General features: G+C 65.3%; 24 protein-coding genes. 11 read left to right on the top strand and 13 right to left on the bottom strand.

What is annotated here, in order from left to right; all coding sequences use genetic code 11:
- Nucleotides 1-105 precede the first annotated feature (105 nt).
- The 4 genes from QW887_RS11955 to QW887_RS11940 all read left to right on the top strand — a co-directional run bounded on the left by QW887_RS11955 (nucleotide 106) and on the right by QW887_RS11940 (nucleotide 4111).
- Nucleotides 106-519, top strand: a complete 414-nt coding sequence (locus QW887_RS11955; protein WP_315749201.1) for a Zn-ribbon domain-containing OB-fold protein — start codon at nucleotides 106-108, stop codon at nucleotides 517-519.
- A gap of 4 nt (nucleotides 520-523) precedes the next feature.
- Nucleotides 524-1663, top strand: coding sequence for a thiolase C-terminal domain-containing protein (locus tag QW887_RS11950; protein WP_316185188.1), 1140 nt, complete (start codon nucleotides 524-526; stop codon nucleotides 1661-1663).
- Nucleotides 1664-1897: 234 nt separating this feature from the next.
- The gene (locus QW887_RS11945) at nucleotides 1898-2812 is read left to right on the top strand and encodes an SDR family oxidoreductase (protein WP_316194556.1); all 915 of its coding nucleotides are present in this window, start codon (nucleotides 1898-1900) and stop codon (nucleotides 2810-2812) included.
- A 420-nt stretch (nucleotides 2813-3232) separates the two neighbouring features.
- Nucleotides 3233-4111, top strand: a complete 879-nt coding sequence (locus QW887_RS11940) for an SMP-30/gluconolactonase/LRE family protein (protein WP_315826482.1) — start codon at nucleotides 3233-3235, stop codon at nucleotides 4109-4111.
- Between the two features lie 63 nt (nucleotides 4112-4174).
- Here the strand turns inward: QW887_RS11940 and ppc are convergent, their stop codons facing one another.
- From ppc to QW887_RS11925, 3 genes are all read right to left on the bottom strand, one after another.
- Nucleotides 4175-6958: a phosphoenolpyruvate carboxylase gene (gene ppc, locus QW887_RS11935; protein ID WP_315714928.1), complete on the bottom strand. Its 2784-nt coding sequence runs from the start codon at nucleotides 6956-6958 to the stop codon at nucleotides 4175-4177.
- 138 nt (nucleotides 6959-7096) lie between these two features.
- Nucleotides 7097-8641, bottom strand: coding sequence for an acyl-CoA synthetase (locus QW887_RS11930; RefSeq protein WP_316194555.1), 1545 nt, complete (start codon nucleotides 8639-8641; stop codon nucleotides 7097-7099).
- A gap of 176 nt (nucleotides 8642-8817) precedes the next feature.
- Complete coding sequence (locus QW887_RS11925; RefSeq protein ID WP_315826366.1) at nucleotides 8818-9627, bottom strand: crotonase/enoyl-CoA hydratase family protein; 810 nt, start codon at nucleotides 9625-9627, stop codon at nucleotides 8818-8820.
- Nucleotides 9628-9729: 102 nt separating this feature from the next.
- Between QW887_RS11925 and QW887_RS11920 the strand changes: the two genes are divergently transcribed.
- Together QW887_RS11920 and QW887_RS11915 are read left to right on the top strand one after the other, a co-directional pair.
- The gene (locus QW887_RS11920) at nucleotides 9730-10605 is read left to right on the top strand and encodes an SDR family oxidoreductase (protein WP_315749193.1); all 876 of its coding nucleotides are present in this window, start codon (nucleotides 9730-9732) and stop codon (nucleotides 10603-10605) included.
- A gap of 132 nt (nucleotides 10606-10737) precedes the next feature.
- Nucleotides 10738-12318 (top strand): fatty acid--CoA ligase, encoded by a 1581-nt coding sequence (locus QW887_RS11915; RefSeq protein ID WP_316164379.1) that lies wholly within the window; start codon nucleotides 10738-10740, stop codon nucleotides 12316-12318.
- 189 nt (nucleotides 12319-12507) lie between these two features.
- Here QW887_RS11915 and QW887_RS11910 read toward each other — a convergent pair whose 3' ends face one another.
- Nucleotides 12508-13782, bottom strand: a complete 1275-nt coding sequence (locus tag QW887_RS11910) for an acyl-CoA dehydrogenase family protein (protein WP_316194554.1) — start codon at nucleotides 13780-13782, stop codon at nucleotides 12508-12510.
- A gap of 166 nt (nucleotides 13783-13948) precedes the next feature.
- Here QW887_RS11910 and QW887_RS11905 point away from each other — a divergent pair, with 166 nt between their 5' ends.
- Complete coding sequence (locus tag QW887_RS11905) at nucleotides 13949-14728, top strand: enoyl-CoA hydratase-related protein (RefSeq protein WP_315714934.1); 780 nt, start codon at nucleotides 13949-13951, stop codon at nucleotides 14726-14728.
- A 247-nt stretch (nucleotides 14729-14975) separates the two neighbouring features.
- Here the strand turns inward: QW887_RS11905 and QW887_RS11900 are convergent, their stop codons facing one another.
- The 3 genes from QW887_RS11900 to QW887_RS11890 are packed head-to-tail and all read right to left on the bottom strand — an operon-like array spanning nucleotide 14976 to nucleotide 17142.
- Entirely contained in the window at nucleotides 14976-15362 is a 387-nt protein-coding gene (locus QW887_RS11900) for a DUF6285 domain-containing protein (protein WP_315714935.1), read from the bottom strand.
- The gene (locus QW887_RS11895; protein ID WP_315714936.1) at nucleotides 15362-16351 is read right to left on the bottom strand and encodes a phosphotransferase family protein; all 990 of its coding nucleotides are present in this window, start codon (nucleotides 16349-16351) and stop codon (nucleotides 15362-15364) included. Before QW887_RS11895 ends, QW887_RS11900 begins: the two co-directional genes overlap by 1 nt.
- Entirely contained in the window at nucleotides 16348-17142 is a 795-nt protein-coding gene (locus tag QW887_RS11890) for an enoyl-CoA hydratase/isomerase (RefSeq protein WP_315714937.1), read from the bottom strand. The genes QW887_RS11895 and QW887_RS11890 overlap by 4 nt, the downstream gene beginning before the upstream one ends.
- 178 nt (nucleotides 17143-17320) lie before the next feature.
- Here QW887_RS11890 and QW887_RS11885 point away from each other — a divergent pair, with 178 nt between their 5' ends.
- Together QW887_RS11885 and QW887_RS11880 are read left to right on the top strand one after the other, a co-directional pair.
- Nucleotides 17321-18100 carry an SDR family oxidoreductase gene (locus tag QW887_RS11885; protein ID WP_315714938.1) on the top strand — a complete coding sequence of 260 codons (780 nt, stop codon included), beginning with the start codon at nucleotides 17321-17323 and terminating at the stop codon, nucleotides 18098-18100.
- 165 nt (nucleotides 18101-18265) lie between these two features.
- Nucleotides 18266-19099, top strand: coding sequence for an alpha/beta hydrolase (locus tag QW887_RS11880; RefSeq protein WP_315714939.1), 834 nt, complete (start codon nucleotides 18266-18268; stop codon nucleotides 19097-19099).
- A 66-nt stretch (nucleotides 19100-19165) separates the two neighbouring features.
- Here the strand turns inward: QW887_RS11880 and QW887_RS11875 are convergent, their stop codons facing one another.
- The gene (locus QW887_RS11875; protein WP_315714940.1) at nucleotides 19166-19456 is read right to left on the bottom strand and encodes a hypothetical protein; all 291 of its coding nucleotides are present in this window, start codon (nucleotides 19454-19456) and stop codon (nucleotides 19166-19168) included.
- Between the two features lie 179 nt (nucleotides 19457-19635).
- Between QW887_RS11875 and QW887_RS11870 the strand changes: the two genes are divergently transcribed.
- On the top strand, nucleotides 19636-20247 hold the full coding sequence (locus QW887_RS11870) for a flavin reductase family protein (protein ID WP_315714941.1): 612 nt from the start codon (nucleotides 19636-19638) through the stop codon (nucleotides 20245-20247).
- 30 nt (nucleotides 20248-20277) lie between these two features.
- Here QW887_RS11870 and QW887_RS11865 read toward each other — a convergent pair whose 3' ends face one another.
- The 3 genes from QW887_RS11865 to yghU all read right to left on the bottom strand — a co-directional run bounded on the left by QW887_RS11865 (nucleotide 20278) and on the right by yghU (nucleotide 23321).
- Nucleotides 20278-20607 carry a cytochrome c gene (locus tag QW887_RS11865; protein WP_315714942.1) on the bottom strand — a complete coding sequence of 110 codons (330 nt, stop codon included), beginning with the start codon at nucleotides 20605-20607 and terminating at the stop codon, nucleotides 20278-20280.
- A 5-nt stretch (nucleotides 20608-20612) separates the two neighbouring features.
- Complete coding sequence (locus tag QW887_RS11860; protein WP_315714943.1) at nucleotides 20613-21812, bottom strand: molybdopterin-dependent oxidoreductase; 1200 nt, start codon at nucleotides 21810-21812, stop codon at nucleotides 20613-20615.
- Between the two features lie 588 nt (nucleotides 21813-22400).
- Complete coding sequence (gene yghU / locus QW887_RS11855) at nucleotides 22401-23321, bottom strand: glutathione-dependent disulfide-bond oxidoreductase (RefSeq protein ID WP_409977899.1); 921 nt, start codon at nucleotides 23319-23321, stop codon at nucleotides 22401-22403.
- A 134-nt stretch (nucleotides 23322-23455) separates the two neighbouring features.
- On the opposite strand from yghU, the gene QW887_RS11850 reads away from it, so the two are divergent.
- Nucleotides 23456-24967, top strand: a complete 1512-nt coding sequence (locus QW887_RS11850) for an acetyl-CoA acetyltransferase (RefSeq protein ID WP_315714945.1) — start codon at nucleotides 23456-23458, stop codon at nucleotides 24965-24967.
- 15 nt (nucleotides 24968-24982) lie between these two features.
- Here the strand turns inward: QW887_RS11850 and QW887_RS11845 are convergent, their stop codons facing one another.
- A complete protein-coding gene (locus QW887_RS11845) occupies nucleotides 24983-25321 on the bottom strand; it encodes an antibiotic biosynthesis monooxygenase (RefSeq protein WP_315714946.1) in 339 nt (112 codons plus the stop codon).
- Between the two features lie 112 nt (nucleotides 25322-25433).
- Nucleotides 25434-26540 carry a tetratricopeptide repeat protein gene (locus QW887_RS11840; protein WP_315714947.1) on the bottom strand — a complete coding sequence of 369 codons (1107 nt, stop codon included), beginning with the start codon at nucleotides 26538-26540 and terminating at the stop codon, nucleotides 25434-25436.
- Nucleotides 26541-26568 lie beyond the last annotated feature (28 nt).

The following is a 26568-nucleotide window of genomic DNA, read 5'->3' as shown; positions in this document are numbered from 1 at the left end:
GCCGCATGCGTGGCGTGATGGACCGTTGACGCGTCTGCGTCAAATGGCGCATCACGGATGCAAAGGAGCGGGCGACGGAGCCCGCCGCAGGGAGGATCAACCGGGATGGCCGAGCCTATGCGTGCACGCCCCAAACCGACACCCGAGACGCAGCATTTCTGGGACGGTACCCGCGCCGGCGAATTGCGGCTGCAGCGCTGCGACGCCTGTGCCCACGTCTACTTCCCGCCGCGCCCATTCTGTCCGGCCTGCGCCAGCCGCAAGGTCAGCGTCTTCAAGGCCACGGGCAAAGGCACGCTCTACAGCTACGTCATCAACCATCGTCCCCCTGCGCCCGGCTTCACGCCGCCCTACGCCATTGCCGTCGTGGCGCTCGAAGAGGGCCCGCGCATGATGAGCAACATCACGGGCTGCCCGCAGACACCGGAGGCATTGGAGCTCGACATGGCCCTCGAAGTCACATTCGAGAAAATGGACGAGCAGATCACCCTGCCCCTGTTCCGGCCGGCGAAAGGATAGCGCCATGCGTCGAAACCAGGTGGCCGTGGTCGGCGCGGCCGAGACCACCGAGCTCGGAATCATCCCGACGATGTCGCAGATCCAGCTGCATGCGGACGCGGCGCTGAATGCCATCGCCGATGCCGGGCTCAAGCTGTCGGACATCGACGGCTTCGCCACCGCGGTCGAGACGCCGCAGCAGATCTGTCATTATCTCGGCATCACGCCGACCTGGGTCGATGGCACCTCGGTCGGCGGCTGCTCCTTCATGCTGCATGTCCGCCACGCCGCGGCTGCGATCGAGGCCGGCCTATGCAAGACCGTGCTGATCACCCACGCCGAGAGCGGCAAATCGATGATCGGCAAGCTGCCGCGCTCGATCCCGCCGGACAGCCTGCAGGGCCAGTTCGAGGCGCCGTTCGGCATCTCAGGGCCGCCCAGCATGTTCCCGATCCCCGTGCTGCGCTACATGAAGACGTACGGCATCACCCATGAGCAGTTGGCGATGGTTGCCGTCGTACAGCGCGAATGGGCGGCAAAGAACCCGCGCGCGATGATGAAGGACCCGATCACCGTCGAGGACGTGCTGAACTCGCGCATGATCGCCTACCCGTTCCGGCTGCTGCAATGCTGCCTCGTCACCGATGGCGGCGGCGCGCTGATCCTGACCTCGGCCGATCGCGCCAAGGATTTTCCGCAGAGGCCAGTCTATGTTCTCGGCACCGGCGAAAGCGTGGAGACGCCGATGGTCAGCCAGATGGAGACGTTCAATTCATCGCGCGCCTTCAAGGTCGCGGGCCCCCTCGCCTTCAAGGAGGCCGGCATCGGCCATGCCGACGTCGACCATCTCATGATCTACGACGCGTTCGCGCATCTGCCGCTGTTCGGTCTCGGTGATCTCGGCTTCATGCCGCATGAGGAGACCGGGCCGTTCATCGCAGCCGGTCACACACGGCCAGGCGGCAAGCTGCCGCTCAACACCAACGGCGGCGGCCTATCCTACATGCATTCGGGCATGTACGGCATGTATGCGTTGCAGGAGAGCGTGCGCCAGATGCGTGGCATCGCCCCGGCGCAGGTACCAGGAGCCAAGATCTCGGTGTGCCACGGCGTCGGCGGCATGTTCGCCGCATCGGGGACGATCATCTTCACCAACGAGAGGTAACGACGCTCGCCGTTCCGGTCGCTCTCTTTCGTTTTGTCGTCATGGCCGGGCTTGTCCCGGCCATCCACGTCGTCCGGTGCCCTCGGAACGACGTGGATGCCCGGGACAAGCCCGGGCATGACGGAGCAACATATTGGCAGGCAGCCCGGCTGATCTGAGCCGTCTCGTCAAATGCAATAGCCCTGACGCAAACGGGGCAGGATGAACAGCACATCACGCTAAGGAGAACCTCTCATGACCAAATCGCTGCAGGACAAAGTCGTCATCGTCACCGGCGCCGGCCGCGGCATCGGGCGCGAGATCGCGCTGCTGTGCGCCGCCGAAGGCGCCAAGATCGTGGTCAACGATCCCGGCGTCGCCTCCGACGGCTCGGGCACCAGCGCAGCGCCGGCGGAGGAAGTGGTCGAGGAAATCAAGAAGCGCGGCGGCACGGCGGTGGCGAATTTCGAGAGCGTGTCCGAAGCGATCCCGGCCAGCAAGATCGTGAAGGCCGCGACCGACCACTTCGGCAAGCTCGACGGCGTGGTCAACAATGCCGGCATCCTGCGCGACATGATCTTCCACAAGATGAGCATCGAGGCGTTCGAAGCCGTCATCAAGGTGCACCTGATGGGGTCGTTCTATGTCGCTCACTCCGCCGCGCGGCTGTTCCGCGAGCAGGAGAGCGGCTCCTTCGTCCATTTCACCTCGACTTCGGGCCTGATCGGCAATTATGGCCAGGCCAATTACGCCGCGGCGAAGCTCGGCATCGTCGGCCTGTCGAAGTCGATCGCGCTCGACATGGGCCGCTTCAACGTGCGTTCCAATTGCGTCTCGCCGTTTGCCTGGAGCCGAATGATCGGCACCATCCCGGCGGAGACCGAGGCCGAGAAGGAACGCGTCGAACGCATGAAGCGGATGGGGCCCGAGAAGATCGCGCCCGTCGTCGCCTATCTGCTCGGCGATGCCTCGAAAGACGTCACCGGCCAGATCTTCGCCGTTCGCATGAACGAGATCTTCCTGATGAGCCAGTCGCGCCCATTGCGCTCGGTGCACCGCGGCGAAGGCTGGACGCCGCAGACCATTGCGGAGCATGGCATGCCGGCACTGAAGCCGTCGTTCTACAAGCTCGATCGTTCCGCCGACGTGTTCGGCTGGGACCCGATCTGAGATTTGCAGCGCGCAAAGTCCATTCGCAGCGCACACACTCTCAAGTTGTTTTTTATCGAGACGACCCGTACGTCGCCACGATTCTGTCGTATGGTCGCCTCCCAACAAAAAAATGGGAGGACACATATGACGACTCCACGACACGACGTCGCGCAGAACTCGCTGGTCGGAGCAGATGGCTTCGACAGGCGCAGATTGCTGAAAGGAGCCGCGGCATTCGCCGCTGCCGCGGCAACCGTGACGTCAGCATCGGCTGCAACCGTCACGCCCTTCGGCCAGACCGGGGCACCGACAATCTCGACAGATCCGCTGCCTCTCGGTCCCTTGCCGGGCAGCCGCTATCCGGACTCTCACCTGGAGTCGTCGAAAAAGCCCAAGCTGTCATTCGGGCCGGCGGAGTTTCCGGCCTTCGCGGGCACGATGGCCGTAGAACGCGTCGCGACCGGAATGCGCTGGGCCGAAGGCCCGGTCTATTTTGCCGCCGGTCGCTATCTGCTGTTCAGCGACATCCCGAACAATCGCATCATGCGGTTCTCCGAGGACGATGGTCACCTCAGCGTCTATCGGCAGCCGTCGATGAATTCCAACGGCAACACCATCGATCGAGAAGGACGGCTGATCACGTGTGAACATAGCGGTCGGCGGGTCACTCGCACCGAGCTCGATGGCTCGATCACGATCATCGCCGACAGCTATAATGGAAAGCGATTGAATTCGCCGAACGATGCAGTGGTCGCGGCCGACGGCGCAATATGGTTCACCGATCCGGTCTACGGCATCGGTGGCTTCTATGAGGGCCTCAAGGCGGCGCCCGAGCAGGACAAGCACAATGTCTATCGGGTCGATCCGAAATCGGGAGAGGTCAAGGTCGTTGCCGACGACTTCGTCGAGCCCAATGGGCTCGCCTTCTCACCCGACGAAACGAAGCTTTACGTCATCGACACTGGCTTCACCGACGGGCCCGACAATCCCGCGCATATCCGCGTGTTCGACGTCGATCACGCCGCCGGCAAGCTGGCGAACAGCAAGGTCTTCGCCGAAATGCCTAAGCCCAGCATCTCCGACGGCGTCCGATGTGATCGCGACGGGCGGGTCTGGTGCTCGGTCGGCTGGGGCGATCCGAACGAGGACGGCGTACGTTGCTATGCCCCGGACGGAACGTTGCTGGGCAAGATTCACATTCCGGAAACCGTCGCCAATCTGTGCTTCGGCGGCCAGCAGCGTAATCGGCTCTACATCTGCGGCTCGACGTCGCTCTATGCGGTCTATACGAGTGCGCAGGGTGCGCTGAAGCCCTGAAGATAGCGAATGGCGAATAGGGAGTAGCGAATAGACCCTCTATTCGCTACTCGCCACTCGCCCTCATCCCGTATTTCTCAACCCCGCCGAGATGCCGTTGATCGTTAGTTGAATCCCGCGCAGCACCTGCTCGTCCGGGTTCTGCGCGCGATGCTCCTTGAGCAGCTCGACCTGCACGTGGTTGAGCGGATCGAGATAGGGAAAGCGGTTGCGCACCGAGCGCTCCAGCAGCGGGTTGCCCTGCAGCAGCCGCTCCTGCCCCGTGATGTCGAGCAAAGTCTCGATCACCAGATTCCATTCGCGCCGGATGCGGCCGAAGATCTTTTCGCGCAGGGCCTCGTCCGGGACCAGCTCGGCATAGCGCGAGGCTATGGCGATCGAGCTCTTGGCGAGCACCATGTCCATGTTCGACAGCAGCATGCGGAAGAACGGCCATTCCTGATAAAGTTCGCGCAGGAACGGCATGCCCTGCTCCGGATTTTCCGCGATCCAGGTCTCGACCGCGCTGCCGAAGCCGTACCAGCCCGGCAGCATCAGCCGGCACTGCGCCCAGGAGAACACCCAGGGGATCGCACGCAGGTCCTCGATCGCGCGGGTTTTCTTGCGCGAGGCCGGGCGGCTGCCGATGTTCAAGGTCGCGATCTCGTTGATGACGGTCGAGGCCCAGAAATAGTCGACGAAGCCGTCGGTCTCGTAGACCAGGCCGCGATAGGCCTTGAACGCGAGCTCCGAGAGCCGGTCCATCGCGGTGAGATATTCGCGCTTCGGCGCCGGCTGCCGCGGATGCAGCAGGCTGGCCTCGAGCGTCGCGGCGGCGAGAATTTCCAGATTGTTACGTCCGACCTCGGCGTTGGAATATTTGCTGGAGATGATCTCGCCCTGCTCGGTGATGCGGATCTGGCCGTTCACCGCGCCGCCCGGCTGGGCGATGATGGCGTCGTAGCTCGGTCCGCCGCCGCGGCCGACCGATCCACCGCGGCCGTGGAACAGCCTGAGCCGGATGCCGTGGCGCTCGAAGATGTCGACGAGGCCGATCTCCGCCTTGTAGAGCTCCCAGCCCGAGGTGACGAAACCGCCGTCCTTGTTGCTGTCGGAATAGCCGAGCATGACCTCCTGCACGGCGCCGCGGCTGTCGACCAGGCGGCGGTAATCGTGCAGCGCCAGCATGCGGTCCATGATGCCGCTGGAGGCCTGCAGGTCCTCGATCGTCTCGAACAGCGGCACGATGTTGACGGCGCAGCGGCCCGATGGATCGATCAGGCCGACCTCCTTGAGCAGCAGCGCCACCTCGAGCATGTCCGACATGCCCTTGCACATCGAGATGATGCACTGGGGAATCACGTCGGCGCCGAAGGTCGCGTGCGCCTCGGCAGCGGCGCGGAACAGCGCGAGTTCGCCGACGGTCTCGTCGCTGTACTTGACGAATTGCGACACAAGCGGCCGCGCATTGCGCAGCTCGCTGACAAGCAGGCCGACCCTGGCATCCTCGCTCAGCGCCATATAGGACATGCCGGGCATCGCGGTGTCGATCAGCTCGGCGACGGTGCGCTCGTGCACCGCCGAATTCTGGCGGATGTCGAGCCGGGCCAGATGGAAGCCGAAGCAATCCACGGCACGCCGCAGCAGCCGCAGCCGCCCGCGGGCGATCACCTCGGCATTGTTGGCGATCAGCGAGTGATGCAGCACGTCGAGATCATCCTGCATCTGCTTGACGCTGTCGTAAGGCGCCACCGCCGCCACGGGAAGGCGGCTGATCTGGATACCGAGCTTCTTCGCCGTCGCCGCCAAGCGCGCATAGATGCCGGACACCGCCAGACGATATGGCTCGCCGCGACGATGCGGCGACGTGTCCGGCGAGCGCTCGGCCAGCGCACGCAGCTCCTCGGAGACATCGGCGAGATGCGCGGCGATGGACAGCTCGCTGCCGAGCAGATGCAGTTCCTCGAGATAGTAGTGCAGCGCCAGGCTGGATTGCAGCTTGAGCGTCCCGCGCATCACCTCGGCGGTGACGAACGGATTGCCGTCCCGGTCGCCGCCGATCCAGCTCCCCATTCGCAGGAACGAGGCGAGATCGCCTGCCACCTCCGCTCCGTCATTGAGCCGATCCTCGAGCGAGCACAGCAGACGCGGCACCTCACGCAGAAACGTGTAGTCGTAGAACGACAGGCCGTTGGTGACCTCGTCGAGCACCGTCAGCTTGGTCCGGCGCAGCAGGTTGGTCTGCCACAAGGTCAGCACGGCGCGGCGCAGCGCCTCGTCATTGGCCTCGCGCTCGTCCGGCGTCAACTGCATCCGCTCGCGGCGGTCGAGCAGCATCGCGATCTCCATCTCGCGATCCATCGTGCTCTTGCGCCGCACCTCGGTCGGGTGCGCGGTCAGGACCGGACTGACCAGCGCCGTCGAGAAGAACTTGCGCAGATCGGAAGCCTCGAACCCGGCGGATTTGGCGTGAGCGAGCGTCGCCGCCAGCATGCCGGACCCGCCATTGGAGTCGCTCCTGGCACGCATGCGTCGGATGTTGTTCTGGTCCTCGGCAATGTTGGCGAGGTGCGAGAAATAGCTGAAGGCGCGGACGATGCGGACCGTCTCAGCCGTCGTCATGCCGTCGAGGATCTGCTCCAGCTCGCGCCGCGCCTGGCGGTCCTCGTCGCGGTGGAAGCGCACCGAGGTCTGGCGGATGCGCTCGACGAGGTCGAACAATTCGGCGCCTTCCTGGTCGCGGACGGTATCGCCGAGGATGCGGCCGAGCAGCCGGATATCGTCCCGGAGCCGCGCGTCCTCCTCCATGGCCTGCGCCTCGGCGGCGCGGTTGGGACGGATTTCCTCTGTCATGGCTTGCGGCGACATGGATGCGCTCTCCAGCAGCTGCCCATTTACGGGTCAGTCTGCCGTATCTATACCGCAGCGCAAGATCAAGAAAGAGGCGTCGCCTGCCCTATTCAATGTCGGTCTCGCCTCCTTTCGCCGCCAAGTGCGGGCCCATCATCATATTTTCCGCCCCGCCTGCTCCCAATGGGGATCGCGCAGCCGCCGCTTGAAGATCTTGCCGGAGTCCTCGCGCGGCAGCTTCTCGTGGATCTCGATGTGCTTGGGCACCTTGTAATCGGCCAGCGACGCTCTCAGCCGGGCCCTCATCTCCCCAATGTCAAGCGTCACGCCCGGCTGCGGCTCGACCACGGCCATCAGGGCTTCTCCGAACTCGGCATCTGGGATGCCGAACACGGCGCAATCATGCACGCCGGGCACGGCATGCAGCACGGCTTCGATCTCGGCGGGATAGATGTTTACGCCGCCAGAGATCACCATGTCGCGCTTGCGGTCGCACAGGAAGACGTAGCCCTCGGCATCGATGTAGCCGACATCGCCCGAGGTGATGAAGCCGTCGCGGTCGATCTCGGCACGCTTCTCCGGCTTGTTGTGATAGGTGAAATCCGGATTGCCCGCGATGCGCGAATAGATCTCGCCGATCTCGCCCTGCGGCAGGATGCGACCGTCCTCGCCGAGAAAGCGCAGCTCCGCGCCCGGCGAGACCTTGCCGACGGTGCCGGGCTTGCGCAGCGCGTCCTCGGAGGTCGCGAAGGTCACGGCACCGGATTCGGTCGAGCCGTAGAACTCGTAGATGACCGGCCCCCACCAGTCGATCATCGCGCGCTTGACGTCGGCCGGGCACGGCGCGGCAGCGTGAATGACATGGCGCAACGACGAGACGTCGTAGCGGCGGCGAACCTCCTCCGGCAGCTTCATCAGCCGGATGAACATGGTCGGCACCATGAAGATGGTATCGATCCGCTCTGTCTGGATGACGTCGAGAAACGCCTCCGGCTCGAAGCGCGGCATCAGCACCAGCGCGCCGCCGAGCCGGCCCGCCCGCAGGCCGAAGGCGTTCGGCGCCGAATGATACAGCGGCCCCGGCAGCAGCGCGCGCGCGTTCGGCTTCAGCCCGTAGATCAACGCGCGCATGCGCTCGGCCGAGGCGGCCTGCTCCACCGTCGGCGCACTGCGGCGGACGCCCTTGGGATGACCGGTCGTGCCGGAGGTGTAGATCATGTTCTGCGGCTGCGGCACCTGCGGCCCTTCGTAAGGGCTCTGCTGTGTCAGCCAGCTTTCCAGGTCGGTCGCGAACTCCGGTGTTGCGAGCAGATCCGCACCGATCTTGTAGTTGGACAGGATCTCCGGCGGCGTGGGCACGCTGAGCGCCGTGACATCGGCCGGTATCGCACCGGCGAGCTGATGCAGCAGATCGGCGTGACCGATCAGCACGCGCGTCGCGGAGTCCTTGAGGATGTAGTCGATCTCCTCCGGCTTGAAGTGCCAGTTCACCGGCACGCCATAGGCGCCCAGCCGCATCGCGCCATAGGCCGCCTCGATGAAGGCGATGTCGTTGCGCATCAGCATGCAGACGCAATCGCCCTGGCGTACGCCGAGCTGCGCGAGGCCGCTGGCGATCCGCGCGGTGCGGTCGGCGATTTCGGCGTGGCTGCGCCGGCGCTCGCCGGAGATGATGCCGCAGAACAGGGAGGACGTTTCCATTTTCTTTGTTATCCGATCTGGCGTCGGTTTGAGTTTCCGCCATCAATCCGGGGCGATGCGCCGCGACAAACGGCGGTGCCGTTTTGCGCGGAGCATCGAACTCAGGTGCGCAGTTGCGCACCGGAGAATCTCGAGATTCCGGGCCTACTCCTTCGGAGCATCCCGGAATGACGGACTCAATCCGCAAACTTCGGCGCGCGCTTCTCGATGTTGGCGCGCACCGATTCGAGCTGGTTCGGGCTGCCGATCAGCTTCTGCTGCTCGACCGATTCGGCGAGCAGCGCCGGCCCCGGATCGACCGAGAGATTGTTCAGCATCCGCTTGGCGGCGCGGATCGCATCCGGATTCTTGCCGGCGATCTCACGCGCGGTCTCCAGCGCAGCCGCGCGCGGATCGGCGCAGATGCGGGTGACGAGGCCGTAGGACTGGCCTTCCTCCGGCGAGAACACCCGGCCGGTGTAGGTCAGCTCGCGCAGGATGTCGTCGCGCATCAGGGTGGCCAGGATCGGCGTGCCCGCCATGTCGGGCACCAGACCCCACTTGATCTCCATGATCGACATCTTGGTGTCCGGCGCGACGTAGCGCATGTCGGCGCCGAGTGCGAGCTGGAAGCCGCCGCCATAGGCGACGCCATGCACTGCAGCAATCACCGGCACCGGCAACTGCCGCCAGCCCCATACCGCCTGCTGCGCGAAGTTGGCCTTGCCGTGGGTGCGAACGGTGAGGTCGCGCTTCTCGCCGCCGGGTATGCCGTTGCCGCCGGAATCTTTCATCGCCGCGAAGCGGCCCATGTCGAGACCAGCGCAGAACGCGCGGCCCTCGCCGGACAGCACCACCGCCCGCAGGCCCTTCTCCTTCGACAGCCGGTCGGTCGCCGCGACCAGCGCCTCGAACATCTCCATGTCCAACGCATTCATCTTGTCGGCGCGAACCAGGCGAACATCGGCGACGCCGTCCTTGATCTCGATCGCGAGGCGGTTGTCCATCGAACGGTCTCCCTACGGATGTCTTTGTGACTTTACAGAAGGCTGTCGGAGCGATTTAGTCAATCGACCAATTAACTCACAACATGTCAGGCGGAAACTCCCATGTTCAAGGACAATCTCCTCGAAGGTCGACGCATTCTGGTGACCGGCGGCGGCACGGGCCTTGGCAAAGCGATGGCTGCACGCTTCCTGCAACTCGGCGCCGAAGTGCATATTTGCGGCCGGCGGAAAATCGTCTGCGACGAGACCGCGACCGAACTGATGGACCTCTACGGCGGCCGAGTGACCAGCCATGGCGTCGACATCCGCAATGCCATGGCGGTGGAGGACATGATCGAGGCCATCTTCCAGGAAGGCGGTCTCACCGACCTCATCAACAACGCGGCCGGCAACTTCATTTCCCGCACCGAGGAATTGAGCCCGCGCGGCTTCGATGCCGTCGCCAACATCGTGATGCACGGCACGTTCTACGTGACGCACGCCGTCGGCAAGCGCTGGATCGCCGCGAAGCAGCCGGGCAACGTCGTGTCGATCACGGTAACCTGGGTGCGCAACGGCTCGCCTTACGTGGTGCCGTCGGCGATGAGCAAGTCGGCGATCCACGCCATGACGATGTCGCTCGCGACTGAATGGGGCCGCTACGGCATCCGCCTCAACACCATCGCGCCCGGCGAAATCCCGACCGAAGGCATGAGCAAGCGCATCAAGCCCGGTGACGAGGCCGGCGCGCGGACCAAGGCGATGAACCCGATGGGTCGCGTCGGCACCATGGAGGAGCTGCAGAACCTCGCGGTGTTCCTGATCTCCGGCGGCTGCAACTGGATCAACGGCGAGACAATCGCGATGGACGGTGCCCAGGCGCTGGCGATGGGCGGCAACTTCTATCAGCTGCGCGACTGGAGCGACGACGACTGGACCAAGGCCAAGGAGTCGATCAAGGCGCAGAACGAAAAGGATCGCGCGACGCGCACGAGCTGATGGCTCAATCACCCTGTTGATCGGCGACCTGCTCCCTGTAGACTGATCGAGAGATGCTTGCTCCGGCGCAATCCGGGGCGAGGACCACGACAAGACATCGAACAAAGAACAAGACGCAATCGGAGGGGAAACATGTCCGTCACGACGGCAGCGTCGACGCTCGTCGACGTCGTGCGCAGGCAGGCGGAAGCGCTTGGCTCCGCCACTGCCTATGAGTTCGAAGGCCGCCTCACCAGCTTCGCCGCATTCGACCGCAAGACCAACCAGGTTGCCAACGCGCTGAAGGCGATCGGCATCAAGCCGCATGAGCGGATCGCCTATTTCGGCAAGAACAGCGACATCTATTTCGAGCTGCTGGTCGGCGCCATGAAGGCCAACGTCGTCATGGCGCCGGTAAACTGGCGCCTCGCCGGTCCCGAGGTCGCCTTCATCGTCGAGGACTGCAAGGCGCCTGCCCTGTTCGTCGGTCCCGAGTTCGTCACGATGATCCGCAACATCCGCGACCAGATTCCGAGCGTGCGGCACATCATCACCACCGAAGGCGGCGCGCCGGAATGGCAGGACTACACGGCTTGGCGCGACGCGCAAAGCGCCGACGCTCCCGGCGAGGCGATCACGCCGAAGGACATCGCGCTGCAGCTCTACACCTCCGGTACCACCGGCAAGCCGAAAGGCGCGATGCTGTCGCACGCCAACTTCCTCAACCTCGTCAACACCGGCAATCCCGAGGAGAAGCCGGACTGGAATAAATGGACGACCGACGACGTCTCGCTGATCGCGATGCCGATCTTCCACATCGGCGGCTCCGGCTGGGGCCTGATGAGCCTCTACCACGGCGCCCGCGGCGTGATCGCGCGCGAGTTCGATCCCACGAAGATCCTCGACTTCTTCGAACAGTCCGGCATCACCAAGCTGTTCATGGTGCCCGCCGCGATGCAGTTCGTGGTCCGGCAGCCGCGAGCGCGGCAGGTCGACTTCTCGCGGCTCAAATACATGCTCTACGGCGCCTCGCCGATCCCGGCGGCGCTGCTGAAGGAATGCATCGAGGTGTTCAAATGCGGCTTCGTGCAGATGTACGGCATGACCGAGACCACGGGCACCATCATCGCGCTGCCGCCCGAGGATCACGTCGAAGGGCTGGAGCGGATGCGCTCGGCCGGCAAGCCGCTGCCGGGCGTCGAAGTCGCGATCATCGATCCCTCGGGCAACCCGCTGCCGCCGCGGCAGGTCGGCGAGATCGCCACCCGCTCCGGCTCCAACATGACCGGCTACTGGAACCTGCCGGAGGCGACCGCACGCACGCTCGGCAAGGACGGCTGGCTGCGCACGGGTGATGCCGGCTACATGGATGAGGACGGCTACGTCTACATCCACGACCGCATCAAGGACATGATCATCTCCGGCGGCGAGAACATCTATCCGGCCGAGGTCGAGAGCGCGATCTGCGACCACCCCGATGTCGCCGAGGCCGCCGTGATCGGCATTCCCGACGACAAATGGGGCGAGGCCGTCAAGGCGATCGTCGTGATGAAGCCCGGCAAGCGCGCCACCGAGACCGACATCATCAATTTCACCCGCACCCGCATCGCCGGCTTCAAGACGCCGAAGAGCGTCGACTTCCTCGACGCCCTGCCGCGCAACCCGTCCGGCAAGATCCTGCGGCGGAATCTGCGCGACCCGTACTGGGCGGGCAAGGATCGGCAGGTGAATTGATCAAGAACGAGGTGCTCGCTGAGACATTCTGGATCGCTTCGCCACGCTCGCGATGGCGTGGAGAGAGGGTACGCTCCTTCCACGCCGTCATTGCGAGGCGCCCTTGCGCCGAAGCAATCCAGGGGCCAAACAACAAGGTCTGGATTGCTGGCTGACGCTCACGATGGCCGCCTTCCAACTACAACCGCCTCACCTCTTGTTCACCCCCATATACCCGAACAGGAAGCCCGCCACCTTGCGCATCTGGATCTCCTCGCTGCCTTCGGTGATGCGGTAGCGGCGGTGGTGGCGGTAGATGTGCTCAAACGGCTTGTGGCGCGAATAGCCCATGCCGCCATGAACCTGGATGGCGCGATCGGCCGCCTCGCAGCACAGACGGTTAGCCCAGTAGTTGCACATCGAGACCTTGTCGGAGAGTGTGTGCTCGACCTGCGCCTGGGTGAGCTGGTCCATCTCCCAGGCGGTCTTGCGGATCAGCAGCCGCAGCATCTCGGCCTGCGTCGCCAGCTCGACCAGCGGCCACTGGATCGCCTGGTTCTCGGCCAGCGCCTTCCCGAACGGTTTGCGCTCACGCGCATAGTTCACGCTCTCATTGATGCAGAATACGGCCGCACCGAGCGAGCTCGCCGCCTGCCGGATGCGGTTCTCGTGCACGAAGCACTGCGCCAGCGACAGGCCGCGCCCGACTTCGCCGAACTGCGCATCCTCCGGCACGAACACGTCGGTGAAGCTGACCCGCGGATGGTCGGTCGGCATGTTGAAGGTCCAGAGATACTCCTCGACCTTGACGCCCTCGCTCTTGGCCGGCACCAGGAAGCAGGTGATGCCGCGGGCATCGCCGTCCTTGCCCGAGGTGCGCGCAAACAATGCGCAATGCGTGGCGACGTGCATGCCGGTCGTCCACATCTTCTCGCCGTTGATCAGCCAGCCCTTGACGTTGTCGCGAGTGGCCGGCTCCGCCTTGGTTTCCATGTGGGTTGCGTCCGAGCCGTGATGCGGCTCGGTGAGACCGAACGTGATGCGGTACTTGCCGGTGATCGAGCCGTCGATCATCGCCTTCTGGTCGTCGCGGCCATAGCGGTCGAGCATGGTGACGATCGGCAGATTGCCGACGATCGAATGCTCGTTCTGCAGATCGTTGTGCAGGCCGAGGCCCTTCGAGGCGAAATGCTCGCGGATCACCGCCATCCAGAGGTTCGAGCCGTCCTTGCCGCCGTAGCGCTTCGGGATCGCAAAGCGCAGATGGCCGGCCGCGTCGGCACGGTCCTTGGCCTTGCGCAGCAGCTGCTCCCACTCATGCCGCGGCAGGCCGCCATTCTCGAAATCGGTGCGCGCCCATTCGCGACGATGATCGAAGAAGCGGATGTTGTCGTCGGCCTGCTCCAGCGGCTTGATCTCGGCGGCGATGAAGCGATCGAGCTCGTCGAGGTAGGCGACCAATTCCTTCGGCAAGGAAAAATCCATGGCGTGTCTCCCTGTGCGTTTCGTTGTTGTTCTTGGTCCTGATGGGCGCGACCTCCCGTTGCGCGCTTGTGGCGCGCAGCGCCGTTGCGTATTTGGATGACTGCGACACCTGCGCAGGCGCTAAGCTGATGCGCGACAACCAATCAGAAAACAGGAGGAACGGCCGATGGAGCTGAAGTTTTCGAGAGTGACGCGCAAGGGGCCGATCACGATCGTTACCCTGGCGCGCCCCGAGGTCTACAACGCCCTGCACATCGAGGCGCATTACGAGCTCGAGCGCGTGTTCGACGGCTTCGCCGCCGATCCCGAGCAATGGGTGGCGATCGTCACCGGCGAGGGCGACAAGGCATTCTGCGCCGGCAACGATCTGAAATGGCAGGCGGCCGGCGGCGCGCGCGGCTGGGGCAAAAGCGGCTTCGGCGGACTGACCTCGCGCTTCGATTGCGACAAGCCGCTGATCGCGGCCGTCAACGGCGTTGCGATGGGCGGCGGCTTCGAGATCGCGCTGGCCTGCGACCTGATCATCGCCTCGGAGAATGCGACCTTCGCGTTGCCCGAGCCGCGCGTCGGCCTCGCCGCGCTCGCCGGCGGGCTGCAGCGGCTGCCGCGCCAGATCGGCATGAAGCGCGCGATGGGCATGATCCTGACCGGCCGCCACGTCGGCGCCCGCGAGGGCAACGAGCTCGGCTTCGTCAACGAGGTCGTACCGCAGGGCGAGGCGCTGGCGGCCGCGGAGCGTTGGGCCGACACCATCGCCAAGAACTCGCCGATGTCGATCCGCGCCTCCAAACAGGCGATCGAGAAGGGCCTCGCGGTGTCGCTGGAGCAGGCCATCACCGAGCAGCGCGACTACGCGGCGGTGCAGGCGATGATCCACTCGCAGGACTACGTTGAGGGACCGAAGGCGTTCTCGGAGAAGCGGCCGCCGAAATGGCTGGGTCGATAGAGCCTCACCGAGCTCGTTATGCCGGGGCGCGACGCAGTCGTGAGGGCGGGATCGATAACCACGATCGGGAGTATGGATTCCGGGCCTGCGCCTTGCGGCGCATCCCGGAATGACAGCTGAGGTGGTGGACGGACCTGCTCCGCTCTCACCACCGTCATTGCGAGCGAAGCGAAGCAATCCAGACTGCCTTTGCAGAAAGAATCTGGATTGCTTCGTCGCTGACGCTCCTCGCAATGACGGCGGAGAATTAGGCGCCATCTTGGCCTCTCCCCGCTTCGCGCTTGTAGGAGGCGTAGTTCGGCTGGTCGACGGCGAGCTTGTCGAGTGTGGTCTGCCAGAGGTGTTCCTTCAGCCCCGGCGTCGCGAGATCGACGGCGCCACTTGCAATCTGCTCCGCCAGCATGCGGTTGAGATCAAGCAAGGCAACGTCCTGTCCCAGCAACTCCCTCAACCGCGCATGCTCCGCAGCCTCCGCCGGTGCGGCCTGCGTCAGCTGCCGCACCACAAGATCGAGCGCGTTGATGCCGACCCTGAGCTTGAACGCCTGGTGTCCCGAAATCTGCGGCGCGATGTCGGTGCGCAGGAAATCCGCGACCGCCTTCACCAGCTCCGTCGGCGTCGGTTCGTCCTGCATCAGCCCTCTCCTCGCGGCGCCAAGAGCCGCAGCAGATCGATCTCTGTCTCCGACGCGCGGCGGCCGATCATGGCGCGCTCCATCGAGTGGTCGGGACCCAAGCGAAACCGCTGCATCATGCCGCAACACATCACGCCCCAGCGCAACGTGCCCATGACCTCCCAGAACTTCACCCTGCCGGCATCGACCGTGCGGCCAGCGGCCTCGTAGCCCGCGTACAGCTCCTCGCGCGAGCCAAAGCCGCCGACGGGCTTGTCGATCTCGCCGAAGCGCCAGGAGTTGACGCAGATCCAGCCGAGATCCTCCATGGGATCGCCGAGATGGGCGAGCTCCCAGTCGAGCACAGCGCGCACCCCGTCGGGGCCGATGATGAGATTGCCGTTGCGGAAATCGCCATGCACCAGCGTCACCTCCGCCGAGGGGCCGGGATCGTTGTGCGACAGCCAGCGCAGCGCGAGATCGAACACCGGGCGCGGCCAGTCGAAGCTTTGATATTCGCGCGCGAGCTCCGCGATCTCCCTGGTCGCGTTCATCTCGCGCAACGCGGGCAGCGTCTCGCGTCGAATCCCGTGGATGCCGGCAGCGATGCCGCCGAGCTGGCGCGCGAGGCGCGGCCGCGCCTCGGCGAATTCGGCATCGCGCAGGATCTTGCGCGCGATGGTCTCGCCCTCGACGCGGCGCATGATGAAACCGGCGCCGAGATCGTCCTCCGGCCGTAGCACGTGCAGTACCTCGGGCGACGGCACGCCGGCCGCACAAGCGAGCCGCATCAGCGCCGCCTCGTTGTCGAGCCCGGCGGCACGCCCGGGCGCGGCGCCGTAGCCCTTCGGCGAGCGGCGCAGGATGGCGCCGACATCACCACCGGGATGGACGATGTCGAAGCGCCACGTCTCCTGGCTGGCGCCGCCGGAGAGTTTCGCGGCGCCGCGCACGCCGGTCGCCCCCGGCATGAACGAGGCGACGCAGCGCGACAGCTCGGCCTCGATCATTGGCCCTTGAACTTGGCCGGGCGCTTTTCGAGGAACGCGGTGACGCCCTCCTTGAAATCCGACGTGCTGCCCGCGATGCGCTGCGACTGGAATTCGGCGTTGAGCTGCTCCTCGAACGAGTTCTCCGGGCTGTCCCAGTAAAGCTTGCGGATCTGCGCCAGCGCCACCGTCGGCCCGCTGGCGAGCTCGTGCGCGAGCTTCATCGTTTCCTCCTTGAGGGCCGCATCGTCATAGACGCGGTTGACGAGGCCCCATTGCAGCGCCGTCTCGGCCGGCAGCTTCTCGCCGAGCAGCGACAGCTCGATCGCGCGCGCCTTGCCGACGAGGCGCGGCAACAGCCAGGTCGAGCCGCAGTCGGGAACGAGACCGATGCGGCGGAAGGCTTGCAGGAAATACGCGGACTTCGCGCACAGGATCATGTCGCCCATCAGCGCGAAGCTCATGCCAGCACCGGCGGCCGGGCCGTTGACCGACGTCACGATCGGGCAATGCAGATTGCGCAAGCGGCGCAGGAACGGATGAAAGGCGGTCTCGAGCGCGGCGCCGGCATTGCTGCGGCCGGGCTTGGCCTGCGCATTGCGGCCCTGCAGATTGGCACCGGTGCAGAACGCTCGCCCCGCGCCGGTTACGACCAGGCAGCGCACCTCGGCCTTCTTCTCCTCGATCTCGTCGAGCGCCTCGGCGAGCCCGCCAAGCATGTCGATCGAGACCGCGTTCATGACCTCCTGATGATCGAGCGTGAGGACGGCGACGGGCCCGTCGAAATCGAGCGTGACGTGCTTGAACTGCATGTTTTCCTCTCAAGAGCTTTTCGGTCAGTGCATTCTTCGCCGCGGAAATTTGAAGCGCGGCATGGTTCTGTCAGCATATTTGATTTTTGCGCTTCGCTTGTCCATGGTTGGATCATCCCAATAACCGAAGCGGCGCGCAGCGCGCTCACATCATCACGGAAACGCCCAAGAGAACCCCATGAGCATGTTCGACCTCACCGGCCGTGTGGCCGTCGTCACCGGCGGCAATGGAGGCATAGGCCTCGGAATCGCCCAGGCACTTGCGTCCAGTGGCTGCAACGTCTCGATCTGGGGCCGCAACGCCGAGAAGAACAAGGCGGCTGCGGCGTCGATGGCCGCGGGGCCCGGCAGGGTCGATACCCATGTCTGCGACGTGACGAGCCCTGCTTCCGTCAACGCGGCGATGAAGGCGACACTGGACACCTTCGGTCGCGTCGACGGCTGCTTTGCCAACGCCGGCATCGGCGGCGGCGGCCGCAAGCCCTTCATCGAGCGCAGCGAGGAGGAATGGCGCACAATGTTCGCGACCAATCTCGACGGCGTCTTCCATGCCTTCCAGGCCGCCGCCAAGCACATGACCGCGCGCGCCGAAGCCGGCGATCCGTTCGGCCGCCTGGTCGCGACCTCCAGCCTCGCCTCGCTGTTCGGCACCGCGCGGAACGAGCACTATGCGGCAACCAAGGCGGCAATCAATGCGCTGTGCCGCGCGCTCGCCGTCGAACTCGCACGCCACGGCGTCACCGCGAATGCGATCCTGCCTGGCTGGATCAAGAGCGACATGACCGCAGGCATCATGGGAAACGAGAAGTTCGTTGCCAATGTCATGCCGCGTATCCCGGTGCGCCGCTTCGGCGAGCCGTCGGATTTCGGCGGCATCGCCGTCTACCTCATGAGCAAGGCGTCGTCCTATCACACCGCAGACTGCCTCGTGATCGACGGCGGCTATACCGCTTTCTGACTCCTCGGAGTGGAGGTGAGCCGGTGCGCCGGTTCACCAAACGCGGGTTGTTCCCGTGCTGCACTGCAAGATTTCGGAAATTTAATCCGCCCCTGGCTGCCACACCCCCGTGACCAGGGCGTTGTCGTCCATCACATAACGGAGAGACGTCCAAGGAAGGATACCATGAAGCGCGGTGTGACGGTTTTGGCCTGTGTGTCTGCCCTGGCTGTGGCCGGTTACTTTGCAATGGCCAAGTGGGGCATTCAGCACGAAAGCCGCGAGTTCTTCGATGCCGCGCGGCAGCGGTCGATCAATGTCGATGTCGCCGTGCGCAAGGACTACGAGATGAAGGCCAATGCCGGGCTGTGGCGGCTGCCGGTCGCCATCATCAGCAACGGCAACACAGTCAAGAACACCGAGTACTCCTTCCTCGCGAACGTGTTCGCCGCGCGCGGCTACCTTGTCGCCAGCGTCCAGCAGGACCTTCCCACTGATCCGCCGCTCGTCACCAAGGTCGGGATGCCTTATGTCGGCCGGCTCGACGTCTACCGGAAAGGCGAGGCCAACATCCTCTGCGTGCTGAACGAGATGAAGAAGCGTCATCCGAATGCCGACTACGATCACCTGACCCTGGTCGGCCACTCCAATGGCGGCGACACCGCGATGTATTTCGCCAAGGAGCATCCGAACATCGTCTCGCAGGTGGTGACGCTCGACAATCTGCGCGTTCCTTTCGTTATCAGGGACAAGCTCAAGATCCTGTCGTTCCGCTCGGATGATCCGCAGTTCAAGACCGACCCCGGCGTTCTGCCAACGCATGTCGACAAGAAGAGCGGCATCGACATCATCAAGACCGAGTTCCAGCACACCTGGATGAGCGACCGCGGCCCCTACACGGCGCGGGAACGGATCCAGGCGACGCTCGACAAATATCTCGGCGGCGATGCGACAAGCGAACTGGCCCCGGCAGACACCGACAATCTGATCGTGACCAACGGCGCAGCGGCCCTGCCCTGATCTGACGACACCTCAGCGCTGGCGTGCGATGGCAGCTGCGCGATTGCGCAGCTGCCATCGCAGGCGTCAGTCCTGCGGTTTGTTGGCCGGTGGGCCGTTCTTATTCCCCGGCATGCCCTTGATGTTCGACGGGTCCTGAGCGCTGACGTCCGGATTATGGCGGTTGATCGTGGACGAGCCGACGGTGCCGCCTTTCCTCTCAGTGCCCGGTCCGTTCTTGTTGCCAGGCGCGCCCTGGATGCCTGCTCCGGAATTCTGCGCACTCGGCGGCGGCGTGGTCTGTGGGCTGCCCTGCGCCAGCGCTGACGTGGCCGAGACGACGAATGCGCAAGCAACCAGACTGATCATTTGTTTCATGGGCGACCTCCATTTGTAGTTGCCGTGCTGTCCGAACGTGGCGCTGGCGGAGCCGTTCCCGGAAACATGGGAATTTCCCGCGACGACGCCGAGGGGCGCACTCCTTGCCCGCTTTATTGGCTTCCGGATCGCGTCACGGCCCACTACGGTCGGGGAACCGACGCATCAGAGGCCTCTACATGGAATACCTCGCCACCGATCTCAGCCCGCGCGAGCGCTACAAGATCCTGACCTCCTTCGTGCTGCCACGGCCGATCGCCTGGGTTACGACGAGAGGCGAGACCGGGGTGGTCAACGCCGCACCGTTCTCTTTCTTCAACGTGCTCGGCGAGGACCCGCCGCTGTGCGTGTTCGCGATCAACCTGCGGCCGGACGGCCGGATCAAGGACACGCTGGTCAACATCCGCCGCTCAGGCGAGTTCGTGGTCCACATCACCGACGAGCCCCTGGCGCAGGCGATGCACGAGACCGGCGGCGACTTTCCGCCCGAGATCGGCGAGCCGGATCACCTTGGGCTCAAGCTCAAACCGTCCCGGATGATCGGCGTTCCGCGGTTGGCGGAGGCACCGTTCGCGATGGAGTGCAAGACCTGGCAGCTCATCGACGTCAATGGCGATCGCGTGCTGGTGCTCGGCGAAGGCCTCGCCTTCCACATCCGTGACGAATTGTGGGACACCGAGAAGATGCGGGTTGAGATGGAGTTGTTCCATCCTGTCGGGCGCATGTTCGCCGACCGCTATTGCCGCACCGACGACCGGATGGATTTCCCGCCGGCCAAGGGCGCCAGCTGAGCGTTCGATGGCTTCCGCCGGCGCGAAACGTCAGTAGGTCGCGGCGAGATAGTCGACGATCTTGCCGACATCGGATTCATCGATCGGAGCACCATAGACCTTGATCATCTTGGTGACTTCGGCCTGCCAGAACTCCTTCTTGTTCTTCATCGGCGGCTGCGTCTTGATGTAGTCGGCGGAATGGCAGGCCGCGCAATTGCCCTGCACGACGGCGAGATCGGGCCCCGGCTTGAAGGCCGCCGTCTCCTGCGGAACCTTGTAGTTGACCGGTGCTGCGGTGAGGGAGACGGATGTGCCGGTAAGGCAGCCAAGTCCGACAGCCAGCATGGCGAGGAGGAAGGACGTCCGTTGCATGGTCATTCTCCTCAGGCGGCCGTGACGCGGACGGTTTCGACGACATTGCGCAGATAGCCGGCCGGGTTCCAGCGTGGCGTCTCTGGCTGAGTCTCGCCCGAATTGCTGGTGGCCCGCACCTTCAGATCGTGGGACCCCGGGGCAAGCTTCACCGCCAGCTTCCACTCCCGGAAGGAATACTTCCCGAGGTCCTTGCCGAGCTTGGCATCGGTCCAGGTCTGGCCGCCATCGGTCGAGACCGCGATCTGCTTGATCCCGCTTCCGCCGTCGAACGCGATGCCGCGCAGCGTCGCCGTGCCCGCCTTCAGCTTCGCGCCATCGCTCACGCTGGTGATGAAGGAACGGACCGTAAAGCGATTGATCGGAATCGTCGCCTTCGGCGCGGTCCCGGGCTCGATCGCATTGTTCGGCGTGTCCGGAATCCGATAGGCCGATTTCATCCAGAAGCCGTCGAACACGCTGTCGATGACGGTGATCTCGTTGAGGTGCTTGACCCAGTAGGTGCCGTAGTAGCCCGGCACGATCAGGCGCAGCGGAAAGCCGTTGAGGAACGGCAGGTCCTCGCCGTTCATGCCATAGGCGAGCATCACCTCGCCGTTCATGGCGTGATCGAGGTCGAGCGCCTTGACGAAGTCCGGCGTCTTGTCGATCACCGGGCCGTCCATACCGTTGAAGGTGACCTGCTTCGCGCCCGTCTGGACGCCCGCCATCTCGAGCACGGCCTTGAGCGGCACGCCCCGCCAGCGCGCATTGCCCATGGCGCCGTTGCCAAGCTGGCCACCTGCGACGCGCGGCTCGAAGAAGCCGCGGCTGTTGCCGGAGCATTGGTTGACGGCGACGATCTCGGTCGCCTTCATCTTGCGGATGTCCTTGAGCGACAGCTTGAGCGGCTTGTCGACCTTCCCCTTGACCGCGAGCGTGAACTTGTCCGGATCGAGATCGTAAGGCAGGCCCGCCAGATGATAGCGGACGAAGAAGGCATTGTTCGGTGTGATCACGCCGTCATTGAACACCCCGAATGGCGTTTCGAGTTGCGGCGGCCGGCTGGTCAGGCCGATCATCGGCCGCTTCTGCGGATACTTCACCAGCGGGCGCTCGCCGTTGGCGAAGGGCAACGTCACGGTGTCCTCGGCCAGCGCGCGAGTCGCGCCAAACCCGCCCAGCAGCGCCGCCAGCCCTGCTCCCTTGAGCAGATCACGTCTGTCGATCATGGCTCTCCCTCCGGAGTGGTCGTTCTCGCCCGGGGTCATCACCTCAAGACGATGTGGTCGGCTCGCGGCCTGCATTGCAGCGAGAGATGATTGTTGCACGATTCTCTTGTGACAAGAAAAGACATGAGCGTCAGAGATCAAACCATCGCGACTCATCGCACTGCGGCAAAACTGAAGACCGTGCGCGGGCCACGGAGTGCGCGCGAGTCGTGCCGGCGAAGGGGCCGGTTGGCGGGTCTCGTCGTCATGCGCGCGAAGCGAAGCAATCCAGAGCCCCACGTCGACTCTGGATGGCTTCGTCGCTGCGCTTCTCGCACTGACCGTTGTTAGGCCGTGCGCCTCGATCGCGCCACGGACTTATAGCCCGGATGAGCGCAGCGACATCCGGGGTCCCACGCGCCGTGTCGGTGAATCCGGATGTCGCTGCGCTCATACGGGCCATGGAGCCGCAGGCGAATTCCCTGCGGTACAGCGATAACCTCGGCGCGCCTTTGCCAAGGACAGTCGTGATGGACGGAGAGGCTACGGTGTGCTGGATGGCCCCACCTGCGCGGGGCATGACAGCAAGTCTTAGGCCCGATCGCGGCTCTAGCTCGCCTGCCCGATCTTGTCCTGCGTCTTGGTGTCGAAATCGCTGGCGTCGTGGCGCTCGTGGAGCTGGCTCTTGGGATCGCCGGAGACGCGGTTGACCATGCGGCCGCGCTTCACAGCGGTGCGCTGCGCGATCTGGTCGGTCCAGCGCTGGACATTCCTGTAGTCCTGCACCGAGAGGAACTCGCCGCCTTCGTAGAGCAGGCCCTTGGCGAGCGCGCCGTACCACGGCCACACCGCGATGTCGGCGATGGTGTAGTCGGGGCCGGCGAGATACTCGCTTTCGGCCAGGCGGCGGTCGAGCACGTCGAGCTGGCGCTTCACCTCCATCGCGAAGCGGTCGATGGCATACTCGATCTTGGTCGGCGCATAGGCATAGAAATGGCCGAAGCCGCCGCCGAGATAGGGCGCAGCCCCCATCTGCCAGAACAGCCAGGACAGGCATTCGGCGCGCTTGGCCGGCTCGGTCGGCAGGAAGGCGCCGAACTTCTCGGCCAGATGAACCAGGATCGCGCCGGACTCGAACACGCGGATCGGCTCCGGCCCGCTGCGATCCAGCAGCGCCGGGATCTTGGAATTGGGATTGATGGCGACGAAGCCCGAACCGAACTGATCGCCCTCGCCGATCCGGATCAGCCAGGCGTCATATTCGGCGCCGCTGTGGCCGAGCGCCAGCAGCTCCTCGAGCATCACTGTGACCTTTACGCCGTTCGGCGTTCCCAGAGAATAAAGCTGCAAGGGATGACGACCGACAGGCAATTCCTTCTCGTGCGTCGGACCTGCGATCGGCCGGTTGATGTTGGCGAAGCGGCCGCCGCTGGCCTTGTTCCAGGTCCAGACCTTGGGCGGCACATAGCTGTTCTGTTCAGACACGGCAGACTCCGGCGTGAGCGTCAGGAGCGAGCGTTTTAGGCGCATATGCCGTCGAGCGGAAGCCACGCTGCGCGCGGGCGCCATCAGCATTTTCTGCATTGCGCGGTCGAACCTGCGATGACAGAACGGAGACAAGACAACAATGACGGTCCGTCGCGGGCCGGCTCCTGGAAACGCCGATGACTGCAAGTCCCCTGCCCCCCGACCGCATTCCCGTGATCGTCGGCGTGGGCGAGATCGTCGATCGCCCCAAGGACATCGGCGACGGTCTCGAGCCGCTGGCGCTGCTCGAACAGGCGATCCGCCGCGCGGAAAATGACGCGGGCGCCAAGCTCATCCAGGACACCGGCTCGCTCGACGTCGTCAACTTCCTGAGCTGGCGCTACCGCGATCCCGAGCAGCTTCTCGCGCAGCGGCTCGGCGTGACGCCGGCGCACTGCCACTACGGTCCCGTCGGCGGCGAGAGCCCGATCAGCTTTCTGCACGAGGCCGCCTTGCGCATCGCGCGCGGCGAATGCGAGGTCGCGGTGGTCTGCGGCGCCGAGGCGCAATCGACGGCGACCAAGGCCGAACGCGCCGGCGTGCCCCTGCCGTGGACGCCGTTCGCGCATGACGTCGAGGAGCCGAAGCGCGGCGCTGCATTCCAGAAGCCGCTGGCGGTGAAGCTCGGCGTGTTCCGTCCGGTCACGGTCTATCCGTTCTACGAAGTCGCGAGCGCAGCCAAATGGGGCCAGACGACGCGGCAGGCGCTCGCCGAATCCTGCGAGCTGTGGTCGCGCTTTTCCGCGGTTGCCGCCTACAATCCCAACGCCTGGCTGAAGCGGCACTTCGCGCCCGAGGAGATCACGACGCCGTCGGCCGACAACCGCCCGATCGCCTGGCCCTACACCAAGCTGATGGTCGCCAATCCCATGGTCAACATGGGCGCGGCGCTGATCCTGACCAGCCTGGCCAAGGCGCGTGCGGCGGGCATTGCCGACAGCCGCATGATCTATCCGCTCGGCGGCGCATCGGCGGAGGATCCGCGCGACTACCTCACGCGCGATCAGTTCGCCGAAAGTCATCCGCAGAACGCCGTGCTGCGGGCCGCGATGAACATCGTCGGCGGCAACGGCGCGGCGTTCGACGTCATTGAGCTCTACAGCTGCTTTCCCTGCGTGCCGAAGATGGCGCGGCGGATCCTCGGCCTCGGCGCTGACGTGGAGCCGACCGTCACCGGCGGGCTGACCTTCTTCGGCGCGCCGCTCAACACCTACATGACGCATGCCGCCTGCGCGATGGTGCGGCGGCTGCGCGGCGGCGCCAGGCGCGGCCTGCTGTACGGCCAGGGCGGCTTCGTCACCAAGCATCATGCGCTGGTGATCTCGCGCGAGCCGCCGTCATCGCTGTCGCAGGAGGTGAGCGTGCAGGCCGAGGCCGATCGGCATCGCGCCGCAACGCCGGAGTTCGTCAGCGAGGCCGGCGGCGGCGGCAGGGTCGAGAGCTTCACCGCGCTGTTCGATCGCAACGGCGAGGTCGAGCATGGCGTGGTGATGCTGCGCACCGAGCAGGACACGCGCACGCTGGCGCGCGTGCCGGCGCAGGACGCAGCCACGCTGGCGCGGCTGATGGATCAGGACCGGTCGCCGGTCGGCGCGCTCGGCACGATCACGATGGCCGCCGATGGTGTGCCGGAGTGGCGGACGAATTAGTTCGCTTCCGTCGCCTCACACCTCCCGCGCCTCGTGCTGCCAGCGCGCATAGGCCGTCTCCCAATCGGGATCGCGCTCCGCCGCGAAGCCGAGCGTCCTGCCGCCACCGAGGTCGCGGAAGCCGATCATGGCGCGGCGGTGCGCGCCGCTTCTGACATAGGCGCGCATGCTGGCTTCGTCGGTCCAGACCGTCAGCGTGTGATAGATGCCATTCACCGGACGAAGCTCGACGCGCAGATTCCCGGGAGCCGCACGCGCCTGGCGGACGGCGCGCAGCGTGTGCCACCAGAATCGCGCCAGCCGCGTGAGGCCGCGATGCGGGCGGAAGCCGGTGACGGACACGTAGACGCTCATGGCGCGCTCCTGGATCGCAAACCGCCGCGCGATGGAACGGTCGCGCCGACAGGTGTGAGCACAACGCTGCCCACCGCGTCCTGGATGTCGAGTGCGGATCACGGGCCGGCGCTCAGCGCCCACTTCGCCTGGGCTTCACGTTGGCAGGCACCGTGCCCGTGGTCTCCGCAGCCGCCGGAGGCGCGCTGTCGTCGCCCGCCAATTGCTGGTCGCGCTTGCGCGCGAGCGCCTCGTCACGCCGGGCGGCCGCGACCGCCAATTCCGGATCCAGCTTGAGCGCCTGGTTGAAGTCGGCGAGCGCGCGGTCGTAGTGCCCCTTTGCCAGCCACACCGTGCCCCGGTCGCTGTACGTTGCGGCATCGCTGAAGCCCATGCGCACGGCGTGGTCGAGATCGACAAGGGCTTCGTCGAGATCTCCCTTGCGCTGGAACGCAAGTCCACGATCGTGGAACAGCATCGGGTTGTGCGGATCCAGCCGGATCGCCCGCTCATAATCGCCAAGCGCCCGGTCGAAGCGACCCATGCGGACCAGATCCTTGGCGCGGTAGTGATAGAGATCGGCATTGCGGGGCGCGAGCCGGATTGCTTCGTCGAAATCGGCGACGGCGCCCTCAAGATCGCCCTGTCGGCTGCGGTCCATCGCGCGCTTCACCAAGGATGCGGCGGTCATCGGCGCAGGCGGCACGACCGGCTCTGCCGCTTTCGGCTCTGCCGGCGGAGGCGGCGCGGGGGCCTCCGCCGCCGGAGGCGGCACCGGGAGCACGGCTCCGGTCGCGTCCTGGACGGCAGGCGCCGGGACGGTCTCACCTGCGACCTTGCGCTGCGGCCCCGATCGGGCCTGCGGCGACGGTGTCACGATCGAGCGCGTCGCCTGCCTGCTCATCCAGTCACCGGCGGAGGGCAACAGCAGAATCTCGAGGCCGATCAGGACCGCGCTGAGCACGGCGGTCGCCGCGGTAAACTGCAGGATGGCGTCCCAGCGTTCGCGGCGGACGCGGTCGCGCTCGGAGGCGAGATGGGCGTCGTATTCGGCACGCAGGCCCGCGTCGCGCAGCACGTTGTAGGCGACGATGATCAGCTTGAGCTGATGCTCCGACGCCGCATCGGCGCTGCCCCGGAGGTCGGGATGGTGCGCCTTGGCGGCCTGGCGGAACGCCCGCTTGATCGTGTCGAGATCGGCCCGCGGCGATACGCCGAGCACCTCATAATGCGTCGTCATGGCGCGATCCCGAACCTCTCTTCCGAGG

Source organism: Bradyrhizobium sp. SZCCHNRI3052 (assembly GCF_032484895.1).
Classification (GTDB): Bacteria; Pseudomonadota; Alphaproteobacteria; order Rhizobiales; family Xanthobacteraceae; genus Bradyrhizobium.
The sequence above is the reverse complement of the archived record's forward strand: the minus strand, read 5'-3'. Positions and strand labels throughout refer to the sequence as shown.

What these genes read in the sequence shown, in the direction of transcription:
- QW887_RS11905 (WP_315714934.1), top strand. Translation starts at nt 13,949, where the DNA reads ATGGAGCTGAAGTTTTCGAGAGTGACGCGCAAGGGGCCGATCACGATC.
- QW887_RS11860 (WP_315714943.1), bottom strand. Translation starts at nt 21,812, where the DNA reads ATGATCGACAGACGTGATCTGCTCAAGGGAGCAGGGCTGGCGGCGCTG.
- QW887_RS11925 (WP_315826366.1), bottom strand. Translation starts at nt 9,627, where the DNA reads ATGGACAACCGCCTCGCGATCGAGATCAAGGACGGCGTCGCCGATGTT.
- QW887_RS11845 (WP_315714946.1), bottom strand. Translation starts at nt 25,321, where the DNA reads ATGAGCGTCTACGTGTCCGTCACCGGCTTCCGCCCGCATCGCGGCCTC.
- QW887_RS11945 (WP_316194556.1), top strand. Translation starts at nt 1,898, where the DNA reads ATGACCAAATCGCTGCAGGACAAAGTCGTCATCGTCACCGGCGCCGGC.
- QW887_RS11890 (WP_315714937.1), bottom strand. Translation starts at nt 17,142, where the DNA reads ATGCAGTTCAAGCACGTCACGCTCGATTTCGACGGGCCCGTCGCCGTC.
- QW887_RS11875 (WP_315714940.1), bottom strand. Translation starts at nt 19,456, where the DNA reads ATGAAACAAATGATCAGTCTGGTTGCTTGCGCATTCGTCGTCTCGGCC.
- QW887_RS11955 (WP_315749201.1), top strand. Translation starts at nt 106, where the DNA reads ATGGCCGAGCCTATGCGTGCACGCCCCAAACCGACACCCGAGACGCAG.
- QW887_RS11930 (WP_316194555.1), bottom strand. Translation starts at nt 8,641, where the DNA reads ATGGAAACGTCCTCCCTGTTCTGCGGCATCATCTCCGGCGAGCGCCGG.
- QW887_RS11885 (WP_315714938.1), top strand. Translation starts at nt 17,321, where the DNA reads ATGAGCATGTTCGACCTCACCGGCCGTGTGGCCGTCGTCACCGGCGGC.
- QW887_RS11900 (WP_315714935.1), bottom strand. Translation starts at nt 15,362, where the DNA reads ATGCAGGACGAACCGACGCCGACGGAGCTGGTGAAGGCGGTCGCGGAT.
- yghU (WP_409977899.1), bottom strand. Translation starts at nt 23,321, where the DNA reads ATGCGCCTAAAACGCTCGCTCCTGACGCTCACGCCGGAGTCTGCCGTG.
- QW887_RS11920 (WP_315749193.1), top strand. Translation starts at nt 9,730, where the DNA reads ATGTTCAAGGACAATCTCCTCGAAGGTCGACGCATTCTGGTGACCGGC.
- QW887_RS11880 (WP_315714939.1), top strand. Translation starts at nt 18,266, where the DNA reads ATGAAGCGCGGTGTGACGGTTTTGGCCTGTGTGTCTGCCCTGGCTGTG.
- QW887_RS11870 (WP_315714941.1), top strand. Translation starts at nt 19,636, where the DNA reads ATGGAATACCTCGCCACCGATCTCAGCCCGCGCGAGCGCTACAAGATC.
- QW887_RS11840 (WP_315714947.1), bottom strand. Translation starts at nt 26,540, where the DNA reads ATGACGACGCATTATGAGGTGCTCGGCGTATCGCCGCGGGCCGATCTC.
- ppc (WP_315714928.1), bottom strand. Translation starts at nt 6,958, where the DNA reads ATGTCGCCGCAAGCCATGACAGAGGAAATCCGTCCCAACCGCGCCGCC.
- QW887_RS11850 (WP_315714945.1), top strand. Translation starts at nt 23,456, where the DNA reads ATGACTGCAAGTCCCCTGCCCCCCGACCGCATTCCCGTGATCGTCGGC.
- QW887_RS11865 (WP_315714942.1), bottom strand. Translation starts at nt 20,607, where the DNA reads ATGACCATGCAACGGACGTCCTTCCTCCTCGCCATGCTGGCTGTCGGA.
- QW887_RS11950 (WP_316185188.1), top strand. Translation starts at nt 524, where the DNA reads ATGCGTCGAAACCAGGTGGCCGTGGTCGGCGCGGCCGAGACCACCGAG.
- QW887_RS11915 (WP_316164379.1), top strand. Translation starts at nt 10,738, where the DNA reads ATGTCCGTCACGACGGCAGCGTCGACGCTCGTCGACGTCGTGCGCAGG.
- QW887_RS11940 (WP_315826482.1), top strand. Translation starts at nt 3,233, where the DNA reads ATGGCCGTAGAACGCGTCGCGACCGGAATGCGCTGGGCCGAAGGCCCG.
- QW887_RS11895 (WP_315714936.1), bottom strand. Translation starts at nt 16,351, where the DNA reads ATGATCGAGGCCGAGCTGTCGCGCTGCGTCGCCTCGTTCATGCCGGGG.
- QW887_RS11910 (WP_316194554.1), bottom strand. Translation starts at nt 13,782, where the DNA reads ATGGATTTTTCCTTGCCGAAGGAATTGGTCGCCTACCTCGACGAGCTC.